Annotated in this window: 15 protein-coding genes; 8 read left to right on the top strand and 7 right to left on the bottom strand. The window is 51.2% G+C overall.

Going from position 1 to position 24,228, the window contains the following annotated elements:
* The first annotated feature begins 126 nt into the window (after window positions 1-126).
* Window positions 127-681: a peptide deformylase gene (gene def, locus OXI60_03450; GenBank protein MDE0308874.1), complete on the top strand. Its 555-nt coding sequence runs from the start codon at window positions 127-129 to the stop codon at window positions 679-681.
* A 72-nt stretch (window positions 682-753) separates the two neighbouring features.
* On the opposite strand, the gene mfd is transcribed toward def, so the two are convergent.
* Window positions 754-4,245 carry a transcription-repair coupling factor gene (mfd, locus tag OXI60_03445; GenBank protein ID MDE0308873.1) on the bottom strand — a complete coding sequence of 1,164 codons (3,492 nt, stop codon included), beginning with the start codon at window positions 4,243-4,245 and terminating at the stop codon, window positions 754-756.
* 483 nt (window positions 4,246-4,728) lie between these two features.
* Between mfd and ispD the strand changes: the two genes are divergently transcribed.
* Window positions 4,729-5,433, top strand: a complete 705-nt coding sequence (ispD, locus tag OXI60_03440) for a 2-C-methyl-D-erythritol 4-phosphate cytidylyltransferase (GenBank protein MDE0308872.1) — start codon at window positions 4,729-4,731, stop codon at window positions 5,431-5,433.
* Window positions 5,434-5,456: 23 nt separating this feature from the next.
* Entirely contained in the window at window positions 5,457-5,942 is a 486-nt protein-coding gene (ispF, locus tag OXI60_03435) for a 2-C-methyl-D-erythritol 2,4-cyclodiphosphate synthase (protein ID MDE0308871.1), read from the top strand.
* Window positions 5,943-5,994: 52 nt separating this feature from the next.
* On the opposite strand, the gene OXI60_03430 is transcribed toward ispF, so the two are convergent.
* Both OXI60_03430 and trxB read right to left on the bottom strand, forming a co-directional pair.
* Window positions 5,995-6,528: a Smr/MutS family protein gene (locus tag OXI60_03430; protein MDE0308870.1), complete on the bottom strand. Its 534-nt coding sequence runs from the start codon at window positions 6,526-6,528 to the stop codon at window positions 5,995-5,997.
* 23 nt (window positions 6,529-6,551) lie between these two features.
* Complete coding sequence (gene trxB / locus OXI60_03425) at window positions 6,552-7,514, bottom strand: thioredoxin-disulfide reductase (protein MDE0308869.1); 963 nt, start codon at window positions 7,512-7,514, stop codon at window positions 6,552-6,554.
* Between the two features lie 392 nt (window positions 7,515-7,906).
* Here trxB and OXI60_03420 point away from each other — a divergent pair, with 392 nt between their 5' ends.
* The 4 genes from OXI60_03420 to serS all read left to right on the top strand — a co-directional run bounded on the left by OXI60_03420 (window position 7,907) and on the right by serS (window position 13,769).
* Window positions 7,907-10,321 carry a DNA translocase FtsK 4TM domain-containing protein gene (locus OXI60_03420; GenBank protein MDE0308868.1) on the top strand — a complete coding sequence of 805 codons (2,415 nt, stop codon included), beginning with the start codon at window positions 7,907-7,909 and terminating at the stop codon, window positions 10,319-10,321.
* Window position 10,322: 1 nt separating this feature from the next.
* Window positions 10,323-10,967 carry an outer membrane lipoprotein chaperone LolA gene (lolA, locus tag OXI60_03415; protein MDE0308867.1) on the top strand — a complete coding sequence of 215 codons (645 nt, stop codon included), beginning with the start codon at window positions 10,323-10,325 and terminating at the stop codon, window positions 10,965-10,967.
* Between the two features lie 30 nt (window positions 10,968-10,997).
* A complete protein-coding gene (locus OXI60_03410; protein MDE0308866.1) occupies window positions 10,998-12,320 on the top strand; it encodes a replication-associated recombination protein A in 1,323 nt (440 codons plus the stop codon).
* Window positions 12,321-12,491: 171 nt separating this feature from the next.
* The gene (gene serS / locus OXI60_03405; GenBank protein ID MDE0308865.1) at window positions 12,492-13,769 is read left to right on the top strand and encodes a serine--tRNA ligase; all 1,278 of its coding nucleotides are present in this window, start codon (window positions 12,492-12,494) and stop codon (window positions 13,767-13,769) included.
* A gap of 35 nt (window positions 13,770-13,804) precedes the next feature.
* On the opposite strand, the gene lpdA is transcribed toward serS, so the two are convergent.
* The 4 genes from lpdA to uvrA form a co-directional block, all read right to left on the bottom strand.
* On the bottom strand, window positions 13,805-15,244 hold the full coding sequence (gene lpdA / locus OXI60_03400; protein ID MDE0308864.1) for a dihydrolipoyl dehydrogenase: 1,440 nt from the start codon (window positions 15,242-15,244) through the stop codon (window positions 13,805-13,807).
* A gap of 28 nt (window positions 15,245-15,272) precedes the next feature.
* Window positions 15,273-16,607, bottom strand: coding sequence for a 2-oxo acid dehydrogenase subunit E2 (locus OXI60_03395; protein ID MDE0308863.1), 1,335 nt, complete (start codon window positions 16,605-16,607; stop codon window positions 15,273-15,275).
* 108 nt (window positions 16,608-16,715) lie between these two features.
* Window positions 16,716-19,382: a pyruvate dehydrogenase (acetyl-transferring), homodimeric type gene (gene aceE / locus OXI60_03390; protein ID MDE0308862.1), complete on the bottom strand. Its 2,667-nt coding sequence runs from the start codon at window positions 19,380-19,382 to the stop codon at window positions 16,716-16,718.
* Between the two features lie 74 nt (window positions 19,383-19,456).
* Entirely contained in the window at window positions 19,457-22,318 is a 2,862-nt protein-coding gene (uvrA, locus tag OXI60_03385) for an excinuclease ABC subunit UvrA (protein MDE0308861.1), read from the bottom strand.
* 659 nt (window positions 22,319-22,977) lie between these two features.
* Between uvrA and OXI60_03380 the strand changes: the two genes are divergently transcribed.
* Complete coding sequence (locus OXI60_03380; protein MDE0308860.1) at window positions 22,978-24,207, top strand: MFS transporter; 1,230 nt, start codon at window positions 22,978-22,980, stop codon at window positions 24,205-24,207.
* Window positions 24,208-24,228 lie beyond the last annotated feature (21 nt).

Raw genomic sequence — 24,228 nt, 5'->3', positions numbered from 1 at the left:
TGATGGGATAATCGCTATGCAGTGCATCAGAATTACGCTCCAACGAAAACGCCTCGTGGCGACTGCCAAATCATTCTCCCGACTTGGATTGATATAATTGCCAAAAAATCACGCGAATTACTGGTTATGGCGATTAGACGAATTCTAAAGATGGGCGATCCTCAATTGCTTCAGGTGTCGAGTCCCGTGCTGCCCGCTGAGATCCCTCAGCTTGGCGGCATCATTGAGGACATGATCGAGACCATGAACGATGCGGATGGTGCCGGGCTTGCAGCCCCACAGATCGGAGTCATGAAGAGGATTGTTATTTTTGGCGTCGATCACAATCCTCGTTATCCTCACGCTGAATCCGTTCCGTTTACGATCTTGATCAACCCTTCGATCACACCGTTGGACGAAGAATTTGAGCAAGGCTGGGAAGGTTGTCTCAGTGTGCCTGGATTGCGTGGATTGGTTTCCAGACATGCAAATGTCCACTATACAGGCTTGAACGAGAGAGGTGAGAGAGTCGACCGTACCGTATCCGGCTTTCATGCGCGGGTCGTGCAACATGAATGTGATCATCTTGATGGCATTCTGTATCCGTTGCGTGTCACGGATATGAGAAACTTCGGCTTTGAAGAGGAACTTGCTGCTCAACCTCTTGACTGCCCGCCATATGAAGAGCTTGAGCTCGCATGATTTATCTCAAATTGACATATTGTTATCTTTTGGAGATCAATAACGCATAACCATCGGGGTCGAGTACCGATGTCACTGAGTGCTGGAGAGTTCCGGCGCAAGACAGAGTGTATCGACGATGAAAAAGGCTCTTTCGATTCTATCTTCAGCCGAATTGAGCCTGTGTGTGAATTCCAGTTTGGATTCGGAATCGACCCGCCGGACCGTACCCGGATAGTCACTGATCAGACTTCTGATCGCAACGACGCTGGCACGGTGATTTCCACCAAAAACAATATGACCGCTTCGTCGGTGTATTTTCAGCCGAATCATGCCCAGCTCAACTACTTTCAATTTCAATGCGTTGACAGTGAACAGTAAATTGACTTCTTCGGGCAGCCGTCCGTATCTATCTCGCATTTCAGATTTGATTTGTGTGAGTTCGTGTTCGTTTTTGGCAGTTGCAATTTTTCTGTATAGCATCAGACGATGATTGACGTTCCGTATCCAGATTTCGGGGATCAGCGCGGGTACGTGCAGATCGATTTCCACATCATGGTTGTTCAATGGCAGTTCGACGTCAGAAGTCTTCCCCTGATCAGTGCTGTCAAGTTCACCGATGGCGTCATTCAGATACCTTGCATAAATTGAATATCCAATCTGATTCACAACACCGCTTTGGGCATCTCCCAACAGGGTACCGGCACCCCTGATTTCCAGATCATGTGTTGCAATGATGTATCCCACTCCCAGTTTGTCAAAAGATTCAATTGCCTCCAATCTTCGCCGTGCGTTGCTACGAAGCGATTCAGTACTGGGAACCAGTAAATACGCGTATGCTTGATGGTGTGATCGTCCGACTCGGCCCCTCAATTGATGCAATTGGGCCAATCCGAATTTATACGCCCGGTCGATGATGATCGTATTTGCCGTTGCGATATCTATCCCACTTTCAATGATTGTGGTGCAGACCAGAAGATCAAACTTACGCATGTAAAAGTCCTTCATCACTTGATCCAGACGCATCTTGGACATTTGACCATGGGCAAAGTCAATTCTGGCCTCGGGAACGATCCGTCTGATCTCTTCCGTCACCGAACGAATCGCCCTTACATCGTTGAATACGTAGAATATCTGTCCTCCCCTTCGAAGTTCCCGCATACAGGCCTCCCTGACGAGTTCCGAATTCCAGTTTCTTACGAACGTCCTGACACTGAGTCGGTTGTCAGGCGGTGTGGAAATGATGGATATGTCCCGAATCTTGTTCAGGGCCATGCTCAAGGTGCGAGGAATTGGAGTTGCCGTCAGGGTCAGGATATCCACATCCGCGCGCAGTTTCTTCAAGGACTCCTTTTGTCGGACTCCGAATCGGTGTTCCTCATCGATAATAACCAGCCCCAGGTTCTTGAAATTGATATCGGACTGCAGCAACCGGTGGGTGCCGATCACAATATCAATAACTCCCAGCTTCAGGCTTGCCACAGTATTGTGGACCTCGGATTCTCGTTGCATATTGGAGAGTAACTGAATCTGAACCCCCATGTCCGAAAAGCGATCAAGAAAAACATCGTAATGCTGCTGTGCGAGCGGTCTGGTCGGGACAACGACAGCGACCTGATACCCATTGGCCGCTGCTACGAGTGCGGCGCGCAGGGCAACCTCTGTCTTGCCAAAGCCTACATCTCCGCAGACCAGCCTGTCCATGGGCCGGTCTGATGCGAGGTCATCCAAGACGGATTCAATTGCCTGCTTCTGATCCGGTGTCTCTGAGTACTGGAATCTGGAAACGAATTCCTGATACTCGGGCTGCGGCAACAACATGTTGTTGCCTTTCCTTATGTCTCTCAGCGATTGGATTGACAAAAGTTCCGCTGCGACATCGAAGGCCTGCTCGCGAGCCTTGCGTTTTGATGCATGCCACGATTTGGAACTCAGTGAGTGGAGTTGTATGTCGTCTGGATTTCCGCCAAGATATCGACTGATACAGTCAATATTGTGCACTGAGACATATAGTGCCTCGTCCCCGAGATAGTTGATTTTCAGGAATTCAGAAGGATGCTCGGTGACCGGCATCGTGACCAGTCCCTGGTACAGTCCTATCCCGTACAGCTCGTGCACTACCGGTTCTCCGACTTTGAGTTCCTGCATCGAATTGATAATGCTTTCCGGATTCCTTTTGCGATCAGTCTGTTTGCGGGTCTGACCGCGATACCCCAAAAGCTCACTGCCGGTGAGAACCTGGATTCGTTCGCTCGGCAAAACAAGTCCGGCATCAAGATGCGCCAACGACGTAGCGAACTGGTCGGATGCCGCAAGAAACTCGCTCCAGCTCTCAGCGCGGAAATATTCGAGACCAGCGATCCTAAGTGCGTTTTCGACGATTTCACGTTGGCCGGAGTCATCCAGTGTGAACAGGGTCCTGGAATCAGTTTGATGCAACGTATGGGCGAGCGATTGCTCAAACTTAGTGAAATGTCCGCTTTGCGATATCCGTTCGGGTGGTCTGGAATTGAATACACGATCAGGTGCTGTCTCGGTATTGTCAATACGCACAACTTGCAACGTGTTGAGTTGTTGATTGAGCTGCTCAGGAGAGCAGAACACCATTGGTGCTGGAACTGGAAGAAAGGCAGCATTGTCAAGTGCCAGGTTGAATCGTTCCTGCGCAAACTTCCAAAATTTCTCCACCGAGATCATGAAGTCCTCGGTGATGAAACATATCGCGGACTGTGGAATGTAATCCAAGATCAGCGACGTGCTTTCAAAAAACAGTGGCAGATAGAATTCAGCGCCATTCGGAACATTCTGTGAGTCAATCAGACCGTAGACCTCATTTTCTCTTGGATCAGCGTCAAACAATTGTCGGAAGTTCTGACGAAACCGTTGAATTGACTTCTGATCCATTGGGATCTCGTTTCCTGGACGAATCCTGACGCGATCGACTTTCCGTAAAGACAGCTGGTCGTCGACGGAAAAGAATCGGAGCGTCTCGATTTCCGTGTCGAACAGCTCAATTCTAACGGGCTCATCCGAACCCATGGGGAATACATCGATGATTCCTCCGCGATAGACGAACTCTCCCGGAGATTGAACCTGTTCCACGCTATGGTATGAGCATTGGATCAGGTGCTGACGAAATTTTTCCGTGTCGATTGACTGCCCGATTTCCAAGACCATCGAATTCAAGGTGATGTAGTCGACCGGGGGCAGTTTTTGCAAGACATTATCAGCCGACACCACCACAATTCCCTGATTGATGAAGGGAAGTTGAGAAAGCAGTCCGATCCGTTCCGACAAGATGTCCGGATGTGGACTGAAAGTGTCGTAGGGCAGACACTCCCAGCTGGGAAAAAGGTGGACTGATACGGCTTTTTCCTCTGAACCATAGAATGTCAGCGCTTCCGTTAGAAGATCCGCTTCCCGGCTGTTGGCCGCAAGTACCACCGTGGGACCATCGTGCTTGCTCGCAAATGTCGCGATTGCGAGCGCAACTGCACTTCCATGCAATCCTTTCCAGGTCTCAAATGATTTGAGCTTCGGTTCGATCCGTGCATCAAATGGTGAATGAGTCGGATTTTCGACCATGGACTGAGCGAGCGATATTCTCGAAATATTACGCGTGAGCAAAAGGCAGGTTAACTTTCAGCTGAGCAGGATGCCGGTTTGACTGAATTTATCTTTCAGGATGATCATGGACAGCCAAAAGCCAAACTTGAACTCATAAACCAAGGATCAATTGAGGGCAATGCATATATCCCGCAGTAGCAAAATGATATTTTATTTGAACGTCGCTCAAGCATTGTCGTTTCTGGTGCGGTGTCGGGCATCCTGGCGAATCCGCTAACTTTTGAGAGACGACAACCCAGCTGCGTTGCTATCGGACTCATTTTATTGCGAACGATATATCCTCGCAATCAGTAATCGTCTGTTGAAATAAAATAGGTTGCAGCAGGAGGTTGGCAGCGGGAGTTCCAATTCGCGGAATTTGGATTCGAGCCGCTAGAATTCCAAGGTTCAAGAGATTGCCTGACAACGTACACATCAGACACGGCATGGAGTCGCAACAGTTTGACTAAATATTGGGGTGTGATACCAGCCGCTGGAACCGGCATGAGAATGAATTGTGAAACGCCGAAACAATTCATGCAGCTGGGCGACTGCAAACTCATTGAATGGACAGTTCGGACAGTTGCCGGACATCAGGCCTTGCAAGGGGTTTACATTGGGCTTTCTGCGGATAATCAGTACAGCGACTGGGTCGCGTCAATTCATGAGAAAGTTTTGGGCATCTACCCAGGCGGCAGTTCAAGGAGTGAAACAGTGCTGAATGGAATCCGCCATATGCTTGGACAGGGTTGTTCAGTTGACGATTGGGTACTGGTCCATGACTGCAATCGGCCGTTCCTGTCATCGGCAGAGATAACAGACCTGATTCAGCAGGTCGGCGATGACGACAACGGTGGAATACTGAGTCAACCTATATTTGACACGATAAAAGTCGAGTCTTCCGGCAGAATTGACAAGACAATGCCGCGTGGTGAGCTTTTCCGGGCGCAGACCCCCCAGATGTTCAGGTTGGGTGCATTGGGAAATGCGCTGGAAGATTCAATCAAAACCGGTGTGGAAGTAACGGATGAAGCGCAGGCAATGGAAAGGATGGGACATCATCCGCGCCTGGTTCCGGGCCGCGCGGCCAACATCAAGATCACCACCCCCGAAGACATGAGACTGGCACAGGCAATGCTGGACTTTGAATTGATTGATCGCCAGTAACTGTTGCCCATTGGAGCGCCACCGTGTACACGAGAATAGGATTCGGATTTGACGTGCATGAATTTGCCGCCGGACGGCCGCTCATACTGGGCGGCGTGTCAATTCCTCACGAAGCAGGATTGGCGGGTCACTCCGATGCGGATGCCGTTTTACATGCAATTGTCGATGCAATGCTCGGAGGAGCGGGCCTGGGTGATATTGGCGGTCAGTTTCCGGATACTGACCCTGAACACAAAGACCAGGATAGCCGGGTCTTTCTCACTTCAGTCTATCGATTGATCAGGGAACATGATTTTTCAATAGGGAATATCGACGTGACGATTGTGACGCAGGAGCCAAGAATCCGTCCGTATGTCGAGCAAATGAGAATCAATATCGCAGCCGATCTTGAGATTGGTTCAGATCGCGTCAACATCAAGGCAACAACGACAGAGAATCTCGGATTTATCGGTCGTAAGGAAGGACTTGCGGCGTGGGCGGTGGTAGCGCTGCTCAGTGCAACCGACTGAGTTCATATTGTTCGCTGCAATGTATCTCTCTCAGCCGGGTTCGGCGAATTGGTTATCTCCTTTTTTTCAGTAAAACATATTTAGCGCCGGAACCGCCATCTGCAGGAAGTGCGTTGCAGTAGGCAAGAACAAATTTGTTGAGTGTCAGTAAGCGCTGTGTGCGCAACTTTAACTTGGAGACTCCGTCTGGCGAATTGAGCCCCTTGCCGTGAACGATCTTTACACAGCGATATCCTGAATTGATTGAATCCTGAAGAAATTTTTCCACAATCCCGTTTGCTTTGGCGACTGTGTAGCCCCGGATGAAGGTTTCATTTTGGCGCGCGAACTTGCCTTGTTTCAATCGGACGTAATCCCGCCGTGACAAGCCATCCTTACAGAGTTCCTCATCAGGCTCCCTCTGGATGCTGGAATAATCAGGGTTCTCAGACATGGACTCCTCCAAAACCCTGGTCTCGTCTTCAAGGGTATTTTTGTTGTCTGGCGGGACCTTGACTTTGGCGTGTTCAACTTTTCCACTTGTTTTGATCGGATCCACTTCAATAGAGTCCATCGCATCCCGGAAACTGTCAATTTTGGTTTTCACTGAACTGACCGACCGGTGTACGGTTATGACTCCAGGTACTTCTGGGCATCCAGGGCGGCCATGCACCCGGTTCCAGCCGAGGTGACCGCCTGCCTGTATACATGGTCACTGACATCGCCGGCCGCAAAAATACCTGGAACATTGGTCGTTGTCGCACCGCCATCCTGTCCGCCGGCGGTGACAATATAGCCGTCCTTCATCTCAAGCTGACCGGCAAATAACTCGGTGTTCGGATCGTGACCGATTGCAATGAATACGCCATGAACATCTATTGTGCGCTGATCACCGGTTTGCACATGTTCGACTCTCAATCCCGTGAGGCCTGACTCATCACCGAGCATTTCAGCAACGACGTGGTCCCATAGTACTTTGATGTTCCCTCCATTTTCGGTCGAACGACTTAACAGTCTGTCGGCGAGAATCGCCTCAGCCCGAAGTTTGTCACGCCGATGGATCAAAATCACCGAAGATGCGATGTTTGACAGATACAGTGCTTCCTCCACTGCAGTATTGCCACCGCCAACCACTGCAACATTTTGATTTCTGTAAAAGAAACCATCGCATGTCGCACAGGCTGACACGCCTCTGCCCATGAACCTGGACTCGGATTCCAGTCCAAGATATCGGGCTGAGGCCCCAGTAGAAATAATCAGGGCATCACATGTATAGCTGCCCTGATCTCCTGTGAGTCGATAGGGACGATTACTCAGGTCAGCTGAATTGATGTGATCGTTGATGATGTCCGTGTCAAATCGTTCGGCATGATTGAACATGCGTTCCATCAGATCGGGACCCTGCACGCCATTGTCGTCCCCTGGCCAATTGTCGACATCTGTCGTCTTTGACAACTGACCGCCTTTCTCGATACCGGTTATAAGAACCGGCGACAGATTCGATCGCGCTGCGTAGACCGCAGCCGTATATCCTGCGGGTCCGGAGCCTAGAATTAAGAGTTTACAGTGCTTGGTTGAGTTTTCTTTTGTCATTGGTGAATTAATGATTACGGCGTAATTCGTTTAGCAAATCCATGTGATTTCGATTCAGGATTCGAACCCGAATTCCATTCAGGCGGGGTGGGCGAGTCTGGTTTCTCCTTCGGTAAATTATAGAACAAACCCGGACAAGGCAAGTCGGTCGAAACATAAGGGTTCACCAAATTCGGCGACACTCATCCGTCTATTCTCGCCCCTGGCTCTGCCTTAATTTTAGGGACTGGATAGGAATCTGAGACAAAGACTCGGCTGCATTCCGAGATATTCATGTTGTACAAACTGAATATAATTGAATCATCTACCTTACGACTTCGGGCAAGACCCTGGTCGAACAGACAAGAATTTCCGTCCATTCTTTTTCGCTCAAAACCGACCCAATATTTACTGTGCTTGCAAAAAGCAGACAATCCGTAGCCAAACACGGAACCGAGATTCTCATACTTTGTCTGGTATGGGCGCTCGCAATCGTCCTTTTCGCGGTTTTTTTCACTTATTCATCTGATGATCCGGGATGGAATAACAGCAATGTTCTTCCCAGCAATGCAAGCCCGATCAATATCGGCGGCACCGTCGGTGCCCATATTGCCGATCTGGGCATTTTTACGTTTGGTTTCTTCTCAGCGTTCATACCACTTTGTATCGCACAATTCGGTTGGAACTACACAAGACGATGGACAAAAACAAGCAATAGTCCGATTCTGGTCTCAATCCTGTTTTTCGTCGGCATAATCCTTGCCATGATTGGAGGTTGCGGACTCGAACATCTGTACTTTCCTGCTACCACTCCGAATTATTTTTCGGGAGGAATTCTTGGGTTTGAGGCAACACGCAGTGCAACAGGTCTCATCGGTCCGGACAGAAGATTGGTCTCCTTATTGTTCATTGGGCTTTTCGTATTGGGCACGGCTGCAATTGGCATCATCCCCTGGAATCACATCCTGAATGCAACTGGACATGGTTTTCTGGCAACATGTAGATTTCTATTTCTGGCGCCGTTTCGAAAAAAGTCGTCATTGCCGGCGGATGCAGCAACAGAAGTTTCTAAAGAGAAAGCTGCCAAGCCAAGGAAACAGCATCCCCAAAAAACCGTATCTGAAACGCCAGGTGATGATGATCGCGGATTAAAGGCAAAACCACGGGCCAGGCCTGGCACCGCGGCAGCCCGAACATCAACACGGGTGGAACCGAAGATCGTGCCAATTGATGGCAATCGAAGGGGGAACACGTCCAGTGTTCAAACTCCAACACTGACAAGTCAGAACACAGAAAGTCAGCGACCTGCGGCGAGTACGCCCACCCCAGTGCAGCCCGAGGATACTGAAACCTCAAAGCCGGTTTTTCCGACAACCGCCTTACTGGACCCGTCAAACAAATACAGCAACGCATATTCGGAGCAGGAGATCATCGAAATGGGCCGCAGGATAGAGTCCATGCTGAATGACTTCAATGTGGTTGTAGAAGTGCGTAAAGCATACCCTGGACCCGTGATCACACAGTTTGAAATCGAGCCCGCAGCGGGTACAAAAGCAAGTCAGATTGTCGGATTGTCCGCTGACCTCGCGAGAGTCTTGACCGTACAGAGTGTGAGGGTTGTCGAAAACATTCCTGGAAGTTCTCACGTCGGTATTGAAGTGCCGAACAAAACACGGGAATTGGTACGCCTTATCGATAGTCTGGAATCTGACGAATACAAGAATTCAGATCATCCGCTGACGATTATTCTCGGCAAGGACATCAGAGGAGCGACCGTACTGTCCAATCTTGCAATGATGCCTCATTTGCTCATAGCCGGTACCACCGGAGCAGGAAAGTCAGTTTGCCTGAATGCGATTCTGCTCAGTTTTCTCTTCAAGTCAACTCCGGAAAACCTAAGGCTTTTGATGATTGACCCGAAAATGCTTGAGTTCTCCATCTACGAGGATATTCCACATCTTCTCGCACCCGTGATAACAGATATGAACAAGACAGAAAAGGCGCTTCGCTGGTGTATCGCAGAAATGGAACGTCGCTTCCAGTTGATGGCGGCAATGGAGGTCAGAAATCTGGAGAATCTGAACGAAACGATCCGTAAATCCAACAAACCAATCCCAGACCCTTTGGATTCGGATCCTCAAACGGCACCAACTCTCAAACCGCTTCCCTATATCGTTTTCGTCATTGATGAACTGTCAGATCTAATCATGGTGATGGGGAAGAAGGCTGAAGAACTGATCATCCGTATCGCACAGAGAGCACGAGCAGCCGGGATTCACATGATTGTTGCTACTCAGCGACCTTCGACTGACGTCATCAGGGGCGTGCTGAAAGCGAATATTCCGACGAGAATAGGGTTCAAGGTGGCGTCCAATGCCGATTCCAGAACGATTCTAGATCAGGCCGGTGCAGAGAATCTTCTCGGTGCGGGTGATATGCTTTTTTTGCCGCCTGGCAGTGCGTCCATGATGCGTGTTCACGGAGCGTTCGTTTCCGATGACGAGGTCAAAAGGGTTGTGGACACTGTCAAGTATGCCCAAAAAACCAATTATGACGAACAGGTGACAGCTGCGATCAATGACACCGAAAGCATGGACGACTTTAGCGGTTCGAGCGCTGCCCACGGGGAAGATGATGAGCTCTACGATAAAGCTGTAGATTTTGTAATAAGATCCAGGCGCCCGACCATATCCTCTGTGCAGCGACACTTGCGTATCGGTTATAACCGCGCAGCCAGGATGATTGAAACCATGGAAGGGGCTGGCGTGGTTGGACCTGTCCAGGCTGGCGGAAAGCGTGAGGTTCTTGTCCCGCCTCCCAATGACTGACGTGAAGCGGAACATACCCAGATCCTATTTCTTTGTGACAGCCTTCGTGCTGGGAGCTGTCTGGAGTTCGGCCTTCGGCTCTGAATCGACAGATCGTTTCAATAAGTTTTTCAGTCAGACAACAACTTACTTTGCCGAGTTTCATCAACTGATCCTGGATGAAGGGTTGCATGTGGTTGAGGAGACGACAGGATTGATGTGGATGAATCGCCCTGATCGGTTTCGCTGGGAGTACTTTGAGCCGTTTGCCCAGACGATTGTTGGAGACGGTATAGATGTCTGGATTTATGATCCGGATCTTCAACAGACGACAGTTCGTCAATTTTCCGAGGTGGTCAATCGCAGTGCAGCCGAAATTCTGGCTGGAATGGACAACGTGGAAGAGTTCTATATTGTTGAGGACAGGGGTGTTCAAGGGGAGATTGCCTGGGTATCGCTCAAACCCAAGGACGCGGAATCCGGACAGTTTCAATCGATGCATCTTGGCTTTGACTCACGCTCCCTGAGCATTATCCAAATATTGGAAAATCTGGGAAATACCACTCGATTGCAGTTTTATGATTCCATCACCAATCAGCAATTCGATGAGGCGACGTTTCAATTTGAGTTGCCGGACGATGTTGACTTGATTGATGCCCGCGAATAAGACCGATGAACAGACATCACACTGAAAGGAGTGAGTAAGCCAACCGACAAGTCAATCAGCGATCATCCTCTGCTTACACCGCTTGCCGAAAGGATGCGACCTGAAACACTCGAAGACATTATCGGTCAGGATGACCTGCTGGCAGCCGATAAACCGTTAGGAATCGCAATCAGATCGAAGATACCCCACTCTTTGGTTCTATGGGGACCGCCGGGAAGTGGCAAGACAACGCTGGCTAGAATCATTTCAAGATCACTGAACGCACAGTTACTGACAATCTCCGGTGTCGACAGCGGGATCAAGGAGATCCGAGAAGCGACCAGGCAAGGCAAAGAAGCGAAGGCGCAAGGGCAAGCGACAGTCCTTTTTGTTGACGAAGTCCATCGGTTCAATAAGTCCCAGCAGGATGTTTTCCTTCCTCATGTTGAGCGCGGCGATGTCACTTTCATCGGCGCGACCACTGAAAATCCCAGTTTCGAACTGAACAGCGCACTGCTTTCCAGACTGAAAGTTTATGTGTTCAAACCGCTGCACCCCGATGACATTCGCAAAGTGATCGCAAGATGCCTGTCAGCAGCCACTGATGTACTGCCCGCATCGTTTTCGCTTTCTGAGGAGGCCAGCGCCATATTTTCGGAATCTGCCGGCGGAGATGCGCGGCGTGCGATTAACTTCATCGAACTCGCCGTCAGTATGGTCCAAGGTGACGGGAACGCTACAGTAACTGCGTCGCTTGCAGCCGAAATCGTTGGTCAGCCGATCGCGAGATTCGATAAGCGCGGTGATGTCTACTACGAACTGATTTCAGCGTTGCATAAGTCCATCAGGGGTTCAGACCCCGATGCCAGTCTGTATTGGCTGACAAGAATGCTCAGGGGCGGATGCGATCCACTCTACATTGCCAGACGCATCGTAAGGATTGCAAGTGAGGACATTGGAAACGCTGACCCGAACGCACTGAATATTGCACTCAATGCCTGGGATGCCTATCAACGTCTGGGAACTCCGGAAGGCGAGCTGTCGATTGCCCAAGCGGTGATTTACCTCGCTTGCAGTCCAAAGAGCAACGCGTCATACAAGGCGTTTAACGATGCGTCCAAGGACGCAGACAGACATAGCCATCTGGATGTTCCAATGCATTTGCGCAACGCACCTACGCAGCTGATGAAAGGACTTGGGTACGGCGATGGTTATCGCTACGCACACGATGAACCCGATGGATTTGCTGCGGATGAGAATTACTTTCCTGAGGGAATGCAAAACCCCACGTACTATCGTCCGGTGGATCGCGGTGTTGAGAAGCGAATCAGACAGTATCTGGAGTCATATCGAAATCGATCGTCCATGAAGTGAGAGCAAATTCAACGAAATCAGACCAAGATAGAATCGAGGAGAACCGTGCTAAATCTTTATAATTTGCACGGACTCGCCAAAAAGTCCATATGAATGCACCCATGCTGAACCGATCGCAATCTGCACCTGGTGCACTACATTACGGAGCCAACAAACAGAGCAGAGGATGAAATGCTTGATCAGCAATTTTTGAGAAACGAGTACAAGTCCATTGGAGCAAGACTGAAACCCAGAGGGTATGACTTCGACGAATCCGCCTATGAAGGCCTGGAGACACGAAGAAAGCGCATCCAGTCCGACACGGAAAGCGCGCGCAGCAGAAAAAAACAGTTGTCAAGTCAAATTGGTGCCGCGAAGGCGTCTGGAGCGGATGTTTCCGAACTGATGGCAGAAGTTGACCGCGTCGGCGCGCAGCAGGATAGTTTGGAACAGCAATTTGCCGAGATACAGGAAGAGTTGCATGTGCTTGTGTCAGAAATTCCAAATCTTGCTCATGATTCTGTACCCGTCGGGCAGTCGGAGGATGACAACGAAGAAGTTCGAAGGGTAGGGGAAGTGCGCAAATTCGATTTCAACCCTATAGACCATGTCAGTATCGGCGAGCGATTGGGGATGCTTGATTTTGAATTGGGCGCCAAACTCGCGAGCGCCCGTTTTGTGTTGATCAGAAATCAGCTTGCAGCACTGCACCGGGCGATTTCCCAGATGATGCTCGACATCCACACACGAGAGCATGGTTACGAAGAGGTCAATCCACCCTTTATTGTGAATGCCGGGATACTGTACGGAACAGGACAGTTGCCAAAATTCGAAGACGATCAGTTTCGTCTAGACGATGCCCGGGACTTCTATCTGATCCCGACGGCTGAAGTGCCGTTGACCAATATCGTCAAGGAACGTATCGTCGATCCTTCCGAACTGCCCATGAAGTTTGTCGCTCATACGCCGTGCTTCCGTAAAGAGGCAGGATCATACGGCAAGGATACGCGCGGCATGATTCGCCAGCATCAGTTTGAGAAAGTCGAACTGGTACATATCGTCAGGCCGGAAGATTCCTATGCGGCACTTGAGGAGCTGACTTCAAATGCAGAAAGGATCCTCAAGCTTCTCGGACTGCCGTACCGAGTGATCGTTCTGTGTACCGGCGATATGGGATTCGGTGCCGCCAAAACCTACGACATCGAAGTCTGGCTGCCAGGCCAGCAAAAGTACAGGGAAATATCCTCATGCAGCAATTGTGAGGGTTTTCAGGCCCGCAGGATGAAGGCCCGCTGGAGAAATCCAGATACCCGTCGTCCAGAGCCGGTCCATACCCTGAACGGGTCTGGTCTGGCCGTGGGCCGGACGTTTATCGCAATCCTGGAAAACTACCAGAACGAAGACGGCAGCGTCGACATTCCGGACGTTCTGGTGCCCTATATGGGCGGGATTGAACGAATTGAAGCGTGAGCAGATTTGTTTGGGATCTTTCCCAAAAAAACGGATCAGCGTTCCTGACGAGCTGATTTTCGGGGAATGTAAATATCCGTTACGGTTCCCTGGTAGACTTCCGCCGCAAAATTGATTGTCTCCGACAAGGTGGGATGTGCGTGAATAGTCAGCGCAAGGTCTTCTGCGTCAGATCCCATTTCGATCGCCAATGCTGCCTCGGCGATCAGTTCACCTGCGTTCGGTCCTGAAATTCCTGCGCCGATCAGTCGATCTGAATCAGGATCAAATAGAAGTTTCGTAACTCCTTCCGGACGCGACATCGACAATGCCCGTCCGCTGGCACGCCATGGAAATACCGATTTCCTGACCGGGATGCCGAATTGTTTGGCTTCCTTCTCAGTAACACCGACCCATGCAATTTCAGGGTCGGTATAGGCAACGGAAGGAATGATCGAGGTGTCGAACCCTGACTTCAATCCGGAGAGCACTTCTGCCGCGACCTTGCCCTGATGCGTAGCGCGGTGCGCAAGCATCGGATTTCCGGTGATGTCGCCAATCGCATAAATTCCATCGACATTGGTTCTCTGTTGTGCGTCAACTGGAATGAATCCTCGCTCATCGACCGCCAAGCCTGCGGCTTTCGCATTGATGAATTTTCCATTCGGAACGCGTCCGACAGCTGAAAGAATCATATCGAATGCTTGTGTTGTCTTGCCTTTGCTGTCTTCAAACTCGACGATCAACTCCTCTTTTTCTGCGTCTATGGAAGTCACAGTGGTCTTGAGCAGGATATTTTCATACTTGCGCTTGACTCGCGCAGTGAGCGGCTTCACAATGTCGCGATCGGCCTCTGCGATCAGGGAATCGAGAATCTCAACTATGGTGACAGCAGTACCAAGTTCGTGATAGACAGTAGCAAGTTCGAGTCCGATAATTCCACCGCCAACAATCAGCAACCGCTTGGGAATCTGCTGAAGTGACAGTGCGCCAGTCGAGTCGACAATCCGCGGATCATCAGGCAGAAAGGGCAGGGAGGCAGGTCGTGAACCCGCAGCGACAATCGCATCGCGAAAATAGACTCGTTTGGCGTGCTCCTCATCGACAACGTCAATGGCGTCAGAGCTTGCAAACTGACCGACACCGGTGACGACCTCAACCCCTCTTTGTTTTGCAAGTGCCGCAAGACCGCCTGTCAGCTGCCCGATGACATCATCAACCCACTTGCGCAGTTGCTGGTGATTGATTTCCGGCTCACCGAACAACACACCACACTCCTTGATCTCGGCCGCCTCACAGACAATCTTGGCCACATGAAGCAACGCCTTTGATGGGATGCATCCAACATTCAGGCACACACCGCCAAGTTGCGGGTAGCGTTCGATCAGAACGGTCTTCTTTCCCAGGTCAGCAGCTCTGAACGCGGCTGTATAACCGCCCGGGCCCGAACCCAGTACTGCAACATCGACGCGTAGTTCGGAGTTATTCGCACTCAAAATTGAATATCCGGCTGAAGCAATGTATTCAGAGCAGAATGCGTCTGGCGTCAAACAGCAGTTCGCAGACAAACTTCACAAATCGTGCTGCCTCGGCACCGTCGATGACACGATGGTCGTAGGAAAGCGACAGGGGCAGCATGGTCTTCCACTCAACACCGTCATTGCCCGGAACTGCGACCTGATGATTTCTGCTCACCCCCAGAATTGCGACTTCTGGCGGATTGATGATCGGCGTGAAAAAACGACCCCCGATTCCACCGAGACTAGAAATCGTAAAGCATCCACCTTGAAAATCACTCGGAGTCAACTTGCCCGTCCGGGCTTTTTCGCCCAGCTCCTGCAATGTCCTTGCGATCTCAAGCACGCCAAGTTTCTGAATGTCCCGGATCACTGGAACAACCAGGCCATTCGGTGTGTCTACTGCAACCCCGATGTTGAAATACTTCTTCAGGATCAGGCTCTGTCGGTCTGGAGAAAGCGATGCGTTGAAATTCGGATACTGCTGGAGGGCGTTGATGATCGCTTTGCAGATAAATGCGAGAATTGTCACCCGGGTACCGGATATTCTCTCTTCAGCGTCAATAGCTTTCCGGAAAATTTCCAGTTCAGATATATCCGCCTCATCATGGTGGGTGACATGGGGTATGTCAAGCCATGATCTATGCAGACGGTCCCCGGTGATTCTCTTGATCTTGGAAAGTGAGATCGATTCAATCAGGCCGAATTGGGTGAAGTCCACTTCAGGAATCGGTGGTGGCCCGACAGGCCCGCCGCGGGCAGGCGAGAGTTCTCCCTGAAGAATGCTCTTGACATACAGCTGCACATCTTCCTTGACAATCCGTCCTTTGGCCCCTGTGCCTCTTATTTTCGACAGGTCCGCTCCCAATTCTCGAGCGAATCGCCGCACCGCTGGACTTGCATGTGCCAAAGTCCCTTTCGCCCGTTCGACCGGCGGTGGAAGTATGGGCGGTCGCTTCGGCGCAAACGGATCAGAACTGTCTGCGGCCGGCTGGCTTTCCTGTGCTGGTTCGGCCGGCAACTCTTGCGGCAATGTCTCGTCGGGCTGTGATTCGATGTCTGCAGGGTCCGGCGCTGATTCGGGATCGTCCTCCGATTCAGAAATTCCTTTCAGTGCAAGTATCGAGTCTCCCTCAGAAATCTTATCGCCGATCGATATCAGGATCTCCGCGACCTCACCTGACTCAGGGCAGGGCACATCCATCGTCGCCTTGTCACTCTCAAGTGTGACCAATGACTCTTCAGCAGCAACCTTATCTCCCACCCTGATGTGGATTTCGATAACCTCCACTTCGGAAAAATCGCCGATATCGGGCAGTTTCACTGTATAAAGATCGCTCATTTCAGTACTGCGAACCGCAAATTTGCAAGCAAGGGGCTGTGCGCGCTGACCCTTCCCGATGGCCTGTAATGACAGCCGTTCTCATTGACTTTCTACCGCAACCTTCCGTCAGGTCGTAGTGGGGTCGGGTTTTGCAGGGTCGATCCCATACTTTTTGTACATTTTGGCAACATCTGTCAGTTTCATCTGTCCTTCGTCTGCGAGCGCTTTCAATGCTGTACCCGCGATGTGCGCACAATTAACCTCAAAAAACCACCTTAATTTGGCACGTGTGTCCGATCGTCCAAATCCATCTGTCCCCAATACGTGGTAGCTGCGCGGCACAAATCCCCGAATCTGCTCCGCATGGTTTTGGACGTAGTCGGTTGCGGCAATGACAGGTCCTTTAGTCTGTTCGAGACACTCTTCTACATAGGAGTGCTTGCGCTTGGACTTGGGACTCAGTCGGTTCTCGCGCGCGACTGACTGTCCTTCCCGTGCGAGTTCGTTGAAACTTGTCACACTCCACACATCTGCAGCAACCGAGTATTCGGATTCCAGCAGTTCAGCCGCTGCGATCACTTCTCGCAGAATCGTACCGCTTCCCAGCAATTGCACTCGCAATTCACTGTCACGCTCGGAACGAATCAACGGATACATGCCTCTGACGATTCCCTGTTCCACACCTTCCGGCATCGGTGGATGGGCATAGTTTTCATTCATGCATGTGATGTAGTAATAGACCGGATCAAGTTCACTGTACATCCTGCGCAGACCGTCGTGAATAATCACGGCAAGTTCATAGACATAGGCCGGATCATAGGAGATACACGACGGAACGGTCGAGGCGAGAACGTGACTATGGCCATCCTGATGCTGCAATCCCTCACCGGCGAGTGTCGTGCGCCCGGCGGTACCGCCGATCAAAAAACCGCGAGTTTGTATATCGGCTGCTGCCCATGCCAGATCACCGCATCGCTGGAAACCGAACATGGAGTAGAAAATGAAAAAAGCAATCATGTCGAAATCATGATTGCTCGCTGATGTGCCTGCTGCGATCCAGGAACACATCGAGCCGGCTTCATTAATCCCTTCCTGCAGCACCTGCCCGGTCTTGGACTCCCGATAGGACATCAGCTGATCGGAATCCTCCGGTTCGTACAGCTGTCCGGATGGGGAGTAAATTCCAAGTTGTCGGAACATGCCTTCCATGCCGAACGTGCGTGATTCATCCGGTACAATCGGCACAATGCGCTGTCCGATATTCTTGTCTCTGATCAGTGTGGTCAGAATCCGAACGAACCCCATGGTAGTGGAGATCTCGCGTTCGCCGGTTCCTTTCAGTTGCGTCTCAAATACGCTTAACGGTGGAATTTCGAACTTGGTATCCGGCTGTCTTCTTACCGGCAGCGAGCCGCCTAGCTTTCGTCGCTGATCAAGCATGTATTGGACTTCAGGACTATCCGCAGCGGGTCGGTAGTACGGGGCCGATGCCAGTTCTTCATCAGTCAGTGGAATTCGGAAGCGATCGCGGAATGAGACCAATGAGTCCTCACCGACTTTCTTCTGCTGGTGGGTGATATTCTGACCCTCTCCGGCCTCACCCATGCCGTAACCTTTGACGGTTTTGGCCAAAATTACGGTAGGCTGGCCTGTATGCTGAACAGCTGCTGCATACGCGGCGTATACCTTGTGCGGATCGTGCCCGCCGCGATTCAGGCGCCAGATATCCTCGTCGGTCATTTTTGCAACCATTGCAAGCAGTTCTTCCGATTTGCCGAAGAAGTTCTCGCGGGTGTAAGCGCCGCCTTTTGCCTTGAACGCCTGAAATTCACCATCGACGGCTTCTTCCATCCGTCTTCGAAGCGTTCCGTTCGTATCTGCCATCAGCAGCGGATCCCAATACGAACCCCAAATCAGCTTGATCACATTCCATCCGGCTCCGCGAAACTCGCCCTCAAGCTCCTGGATGATCTTCCCGTTTCCGCGCACCGGTCCGTCCAGTCTCTGCAAGTTGCAGTTGACAACAAAAATAAGGTTGTCGAGATGCTCCCGACCGGCCAATGACAATGCACCCATTGATTCAGGCTCATCCATCTCGCCGTCACCGACAAACGCCCAGACTTTCCGTCCTGATGTATCGGTCAGGCCGCGATTTTCCAGATATTTCATGAACCGAGCCTGATAGATCGCCATGATGGGACCCAATCCCATGGATACAGTCGGAAACTGCCAGAAATCCGGTTTCAGGTATGGATGCGGGTAGGACGGCAGGCCGGAGCCGTCAGCTTCCTGCCGGAAATTCTCAAGATCAGCCTCATCCAGACGGCCTTCAAGATATGCACGCGCATAGATGCCAGGTGCCGAATGCCCCTGAATAAAGATCAGATCGCCCCCGTGTGAATCACTCGGAGCGTGCCAGAAGTGGTTGAATCCTACGTCATATAGCGTGGCGGATGAGGCGAAACTCGCGATATGCCCACCCAGTTCCGATGATGACTGGTTGGCGCGCACGACGATCGCGAGCGCGTTCCACCGGATCAGCGAACGGATCTTCCATTCAAGTTCATGATTACCTGTACTTCGCTGTTCGTTTGCCGTAGAGATTGTGTTGACATAGGCAGTAGTGGGCTTGTGGGGAATATGGGCGCCGGAACGTCGAGCGCTGTCGATGAGCTGTTCGATCAGAAAATGTGCCCGCTTATGCCCCTCGCGATCAATCACACTGGCCAGCGAATCGAGCCATTCCTGGGTTTCGTCGGGATCGACGTCAATCAGTGTTTTCGGATCGGACATACCTGTTCTACCAATTTATCGAATTTATACAAACTTACGGCTGAGGAAAATACTGAAAATGCCCATCCACGTGATCAGTGATCAATGTGAACGGAGATTGGCTCAAGTGCCCGTGCAAGGCACAATCCGGTGTGTGACTCACCGACCGTACTCACTTGCTCAGGGGTGCCGCACGCTGTGATGAAGCCTCCTTCATCACCACCTTCGGGGCCGAGATCGATAATCCAGTCGGCAGATTTGATGACCTCCAGATTATGCTCAATGATGACAATGGTGTTACCGCGGTCACGGAGTTCCAGTATAACAGAAAGCAGTTGCCTGATATCCTCGAAGTGCAGCCCGGTCGTCGGTTCGTCCAGCAGATACAGCGTGCTTCCGGTATCGCGTTTTGACAGTTCCAGTGATAATTTGATTCTTTGAGCCTCGCCGCCTGATAGTGTCGTCGCACTCTGTCCCAGCCGGATGTATTCAAGACCCACGTCGCACAGCGTTTTCAGTTTGCGGGCAAGCGCCGGCACCGCAGAAAACTTCTCCATCGCCTCTGTGACCGAAAGATCAAGCACCTCAGCGATATTCATCCCCTTGTATTCGATTTCAAGTGTCTCTCGATTGTAACGCTTCCCATTACAGGCTTCGCAGCTGACAAACATATCTGGAAGAAAGTTCATCTCCACGCGCACCAATCCTCCTCCGCGACAGTTCTCGCAGCGACCGCCGCGAACATTGAAGGAAAACCGACCTTCCTGATAGCCGCGGCTTCGAGCTTCCAGCGTTCGTGCAAAGAGTTTCCTGATATGGCTGAACAATCCGGTATAGGTGGCGGGATTCGAGCGCGGTGTGCGTCCGATCGGTTGCTGATCGATCCGAATGATCTTATCAATATTCTCCAGTCCGAATATTCCGCTGTGCTTCGCGGCGGACAGCCTCGAACGATAAAGACGTGAGGAGATTGCAGGATGGATGGTCTCATTGACCAGCGTTGATTTACCGGATCCGGAAACTCCGGTCACGCAAGTGAACAGCCCCAGCGGTATTTCCACATCAATGTTCTTCAGGTTATTCCCCTGCGCACCCCGGATACCGAGCGTGCGCTTTTCATCAAAAGGCACTCTCCAAAACGGTATGTCAATCTTGCGCTTGCCGGAAAGATATTGTCCGGTCAGCGATTCCTGGCAGCTTTCAATCTCCTGAACACTCCCCTGTACCAGGACTTCTCCGCCCTGGGTACCCGCTCTCGGTCCCAAGTCCACGATATGGTCGGCGCTCCTGATCGTGGTCTCATCATGCTCGACTACGACCAGTGTGTTGCCCAGGTTGCGCAGGCGGCTCAGGGTATTCAGTAATTTGGCGTTGTCCCGCTCATGGAGTCCGATTGACGGTTCGTCAAGCACGTACGTAACACCCACCAGACCGGAGCCGACCTGAGATGCCAGTCTGATTCTCTGAAGCTCGCCACCGGACAGTGTAGAGGTCGCCCGATCCAGCGAAACATAAGTCAGGCCGACATCAGCGAGAAACTGCAGTCTTTGTGTGATGTCTCTGACAATACGTTCCGCGACTGGAACATTCTGCCTGTCGTAGCTCATGTTCTGGAAACGATCGATGGTTTCGGTAATGTTGAGATTCGTCAGTTCATGGATGGCCATATTGTCGACAAACACGTTACGCGGACCCATTGCCAGTCTGGCCCCACCGCAGGAGTTGCAGGGCTTGGTGATCTGATACTTGGCGAGTTCATCTTTGATGGTTTCGGATGTGGTTTCCCGCAGTCGTCGCTCGAAATTTGGGATTACGCCCTCAAAGGGTCTGAAACTCCGATACACTCGTCCATTCGTGCTGGTATAGCGCATGGCAATCTTGTCCGATCCACTGCCGTATAAAACGAGATTCCGGGCCGCTTCAGGAAGTGCGGAAAACGGGATATCAAGGTTGAAGCCATAGTGTCTTGCCAAAGATTCCAGCATGCTGTAATAGTAGCCATGCCGGGTACTCCATTCCGCCAAGGCGCCTGAAGCGATACTCGATTCGGGCGATACCACTACTTTTTCAGGATCAAAACTGAACGTTTGGCCGAGTCCCTTGCATTGACTGCAGGCTCCCATGGGATTGTTGAATGAGAAAATTCTCGGTTCAAGTTCATCCAAGACATAGCCACAGTAGGGACAGCCGAAGTTGGCGCTGAAAACAGTGCCTTCGTCTTCAATGGAACCGTCTTGGTGAATCTTCGCACAGATCACAAGCCCCTCTGACAGTTCGACCGCGGTTTCAATCGAGTCGGTCAGACGCACACGGGTGCTGTCAGAGGGAATGAGGCGATCGACAATGACTTCGACGGTGTTTTTTAAATTGCGATCCAGTTTCGGCACGCGCTCGATCTCATAAACATCGCCATTGATTCGCAGTCGAACGTACCCCAGCCGCTTTAGTTTGGCGATGGTTTGTTCGTGTTCGCCTTTTTTGTCACGCACGACCGGAGCGATGACTGCGGTCCTGATATCTTCGCCGAGTGACAGTACTTGATCGACAATCTGAGCAATCGACTTTGCGGAGAGTGTAACGCCATGTTCGGGACATCTTGGTTCTCCGATTCTGGCATAGAGCAAGCGGAGATAGTCATAGACTTCAGTTACCGTACCCACCGTGGAACGGGGACTGTAACGAGTTGCCTGCTGATTGATGCTGATTGCCGGGGATAACCCTTCAATCGAATCGACATCAGGCTTGTCCTTCAGTGCGAGGAATTGTCTTGCATAGGCGGAAAGGGACTCCACGTAACGTCTTTGTCCTTCCGCATAGATCGTATCGAATGCCAGTGACGACTTGCCGGAGCCGGAAAGACCGGTGATTACGTTGATCTTGTCCCGCGGCAGGTCGACCGAAACATTTTTCAGGTTATGTGTTCTAGCACCGCGGACGATGATTTTTCCTGACGACATCGGCATTTTAAAAAAAAGTACAACCATTAAATATTACCCGCTTTGGGTGCATCAGGCAAAAAGAATTCCAAACGCGAATTGGATTGGGGGTTTACTGCGTCCGGCAAATTTCTTTGCTGGACAGATAAAGAAAGGAATCGCGGTGGTGCAAGCCGCGTACCTGGCTGAATTCGAAAAATCAATTGACGAAGTTCTCGAAAAAACTTGCATCAGTCAGACTGAATTAACGATATAAATAACACGGCGACTTAAGTCGGAACCCGGTTTTTCATGTAACAAGTCAACAAACGTAATGTACGTATGAAGCATTTGAAGGTTCAGGCAGGAGATGTGAATACTGCCCCCGGAACTCAGAAACGATCGTTGCGTGAAGATCACAGCTGGCTTCCCCGACCAGGTCACTTTGCGTTGCATCCACTTGCGCCAACATTGAGCCCGAAGTAACTTTCCTCATATCTTGGTCGCGGGACGATTGGACAATCACTTGTCAGCATTGATCATGCATACAGGCTTCAAGCGATTCTTACTGCTCTTGCCAGGGTATCGGCAGCCCGTCAGGGAAAAAGTCGAAGCGATCACTTCAGTATCAAGCTGACCTCTCTCGTGTCCATCGTATTCCCGGAAGTTATTGTTATGTTCGTCCGCCTGCTGTTGGCCTGATCGGATTTACTGAAGTCATAAAGTCTCAAGTGCGACAAGAAGGTTTTACAGCATTAGAGAGAAAGTCGGTTACCTCGCTGGCTGCCGTACTGGCAATGCGCCTCATTGGGCTGTTCATGATTTTGCCGGTGTTGGCGCTGCATGCTGATGATTTCCATGGGTCAACACCGATTCTCATCGGTATGGCACTTGGCATCTATGGCCTGACCCAGGCACTGCTGCAGGTGCCTTTTGGCGCCGCTTCGGATCGATGGGGACGAAAACCGATGCTGGTGCTCGGCCTGGTGATTTTTGCGATTGGCAGTATGGTCGCTGCGGAATCAACCACCATCTTTGGAGTTATCGCCGGGAGATTCCTGCAAGGCGGTGGAGCCATCGCGGCAGTGGTGCTGGCATGTGTCGGTGACCTGACTCGAGAATCACAACGCACCAAGGCGATGGCGGTCATCGGAGTGTCAATTGGTACTGCGTTCACCCTGGCGCTGATTCTGGGCCCCTCGTTGAACTACATTGCCGGACTGCGAGGCTTGTTCTGGTTGGCTGCGGCGATGGCGGCAGTCGGACTGATTCTGGTCTGGAAGGTTGTCCCTCCGCTGCCGGTTCAGGTCGCAAGCGCACCGACCGGGCGTCTGTTTTCAAATTTGAAGTCTGCGCTGACCAATCGGAAACTTGTCGGGCTATACTTCGGTACCCTGGCCATTCATGTAGCGGTAACGTCCCTGTTCCTGGCGTTTCCCATCGAACTTGTGGAAGCGACCGGACTTGCTCGAACCAGTACCTGGAAGGTTTATGCACCGGTGTTCATTTTGTCATTCGTCATGATGGTTCCACTGATCCGAATCGGATCAGGAAAAGGACGCTCCCGACCGGTCATGCTTTGCGCAGCATTATTGCTTGTCATTGCGCTCGCAGGTGTGACTCTAGGTTCGCGTTCAGGTGATTTTGTGCTTCTGGCAGTCGGTTTGTGGCTGTTCTTTGTCGGATTCAATACACTTGAGGCTATCTTTCCCTCAACGACTGTTTCTGCCGCAGACTCAGGTATGCGGGGCACGGTGATGGGTGTGTTCAACACCTGTACATTCACAGGTGCGTTTGTGGGTGGTGTCGTCGGTGGATTCGCCTACGATTGGTTCGGCGCAACTGGTGTGTTTTGTGCGGCGGGAATTGTTATACTGCTATGGATATCGATTGAGTTCATTGTTTTGGGCAAGGTGTCGACATTGAAATGATCGAAGTCGAAATTCAAGCTG

The organism is Acidiferrobacterales bacterium, from assembly GCA_028820695.1.
GTDB lineage: Bacteria > Pseudomonadota > Gammaproteobacteria > Arenicellales > JAJDZL01 > JAJDZL01.
Note: the sequence above shows the minus strand (reverse complement) of the source record. Positions and strands in the feature narration are given on the sequence as shown.

Bases quoted from the DNA above. Each gene is read 5' to 3' on its own strand.
- def (MDE0308874.1), top strand. From the start codon at position 127: ATGGCGATTAGACGAATTCTAAAGATGGGCGATCCTCAATTGCTTCAG.
- mfd (MDE0308873.1), bottom strand. From the start codon at position 4,245: ATGGTCGAAAATCCGACTCATTCACCATTTGATGCACGGATCGAACCG.
- trxB (MDE0308869.1), bottom strand. From the start codon at position 7,514: ATGACAAAAGAAAACTCAACCAAGCACTGTAAACTCTTAATTCTAGGC.
- serS (MDE0308865.1), top strand. From the start codon at position 12,492: ATGCTTGATCAGCAATTTTTGAGAAACGAGTACAAGTCCATTGGAGCA.
- OXI60_03395 (MDE0308863.1), bottom strand. From the start codon at position 16,607: ATGAGCGATCTTTATACAGTGAAACTGCCCGATATCGGCGATTTTTCC.
- aceE (MDE0308862.1), bottom strand. From the start codon at position 19,382: ATGTCCGATCCGAAAACACTGATTGACGTCGATCCCGACGAAACCCAG.
- uvrA (MDE0308861.1), bottom strand. From the start codon at position 22,318: ATGTCGTCAGGAAAAATCATCGTCCGCGGTGCTAGAACACATAACCTG.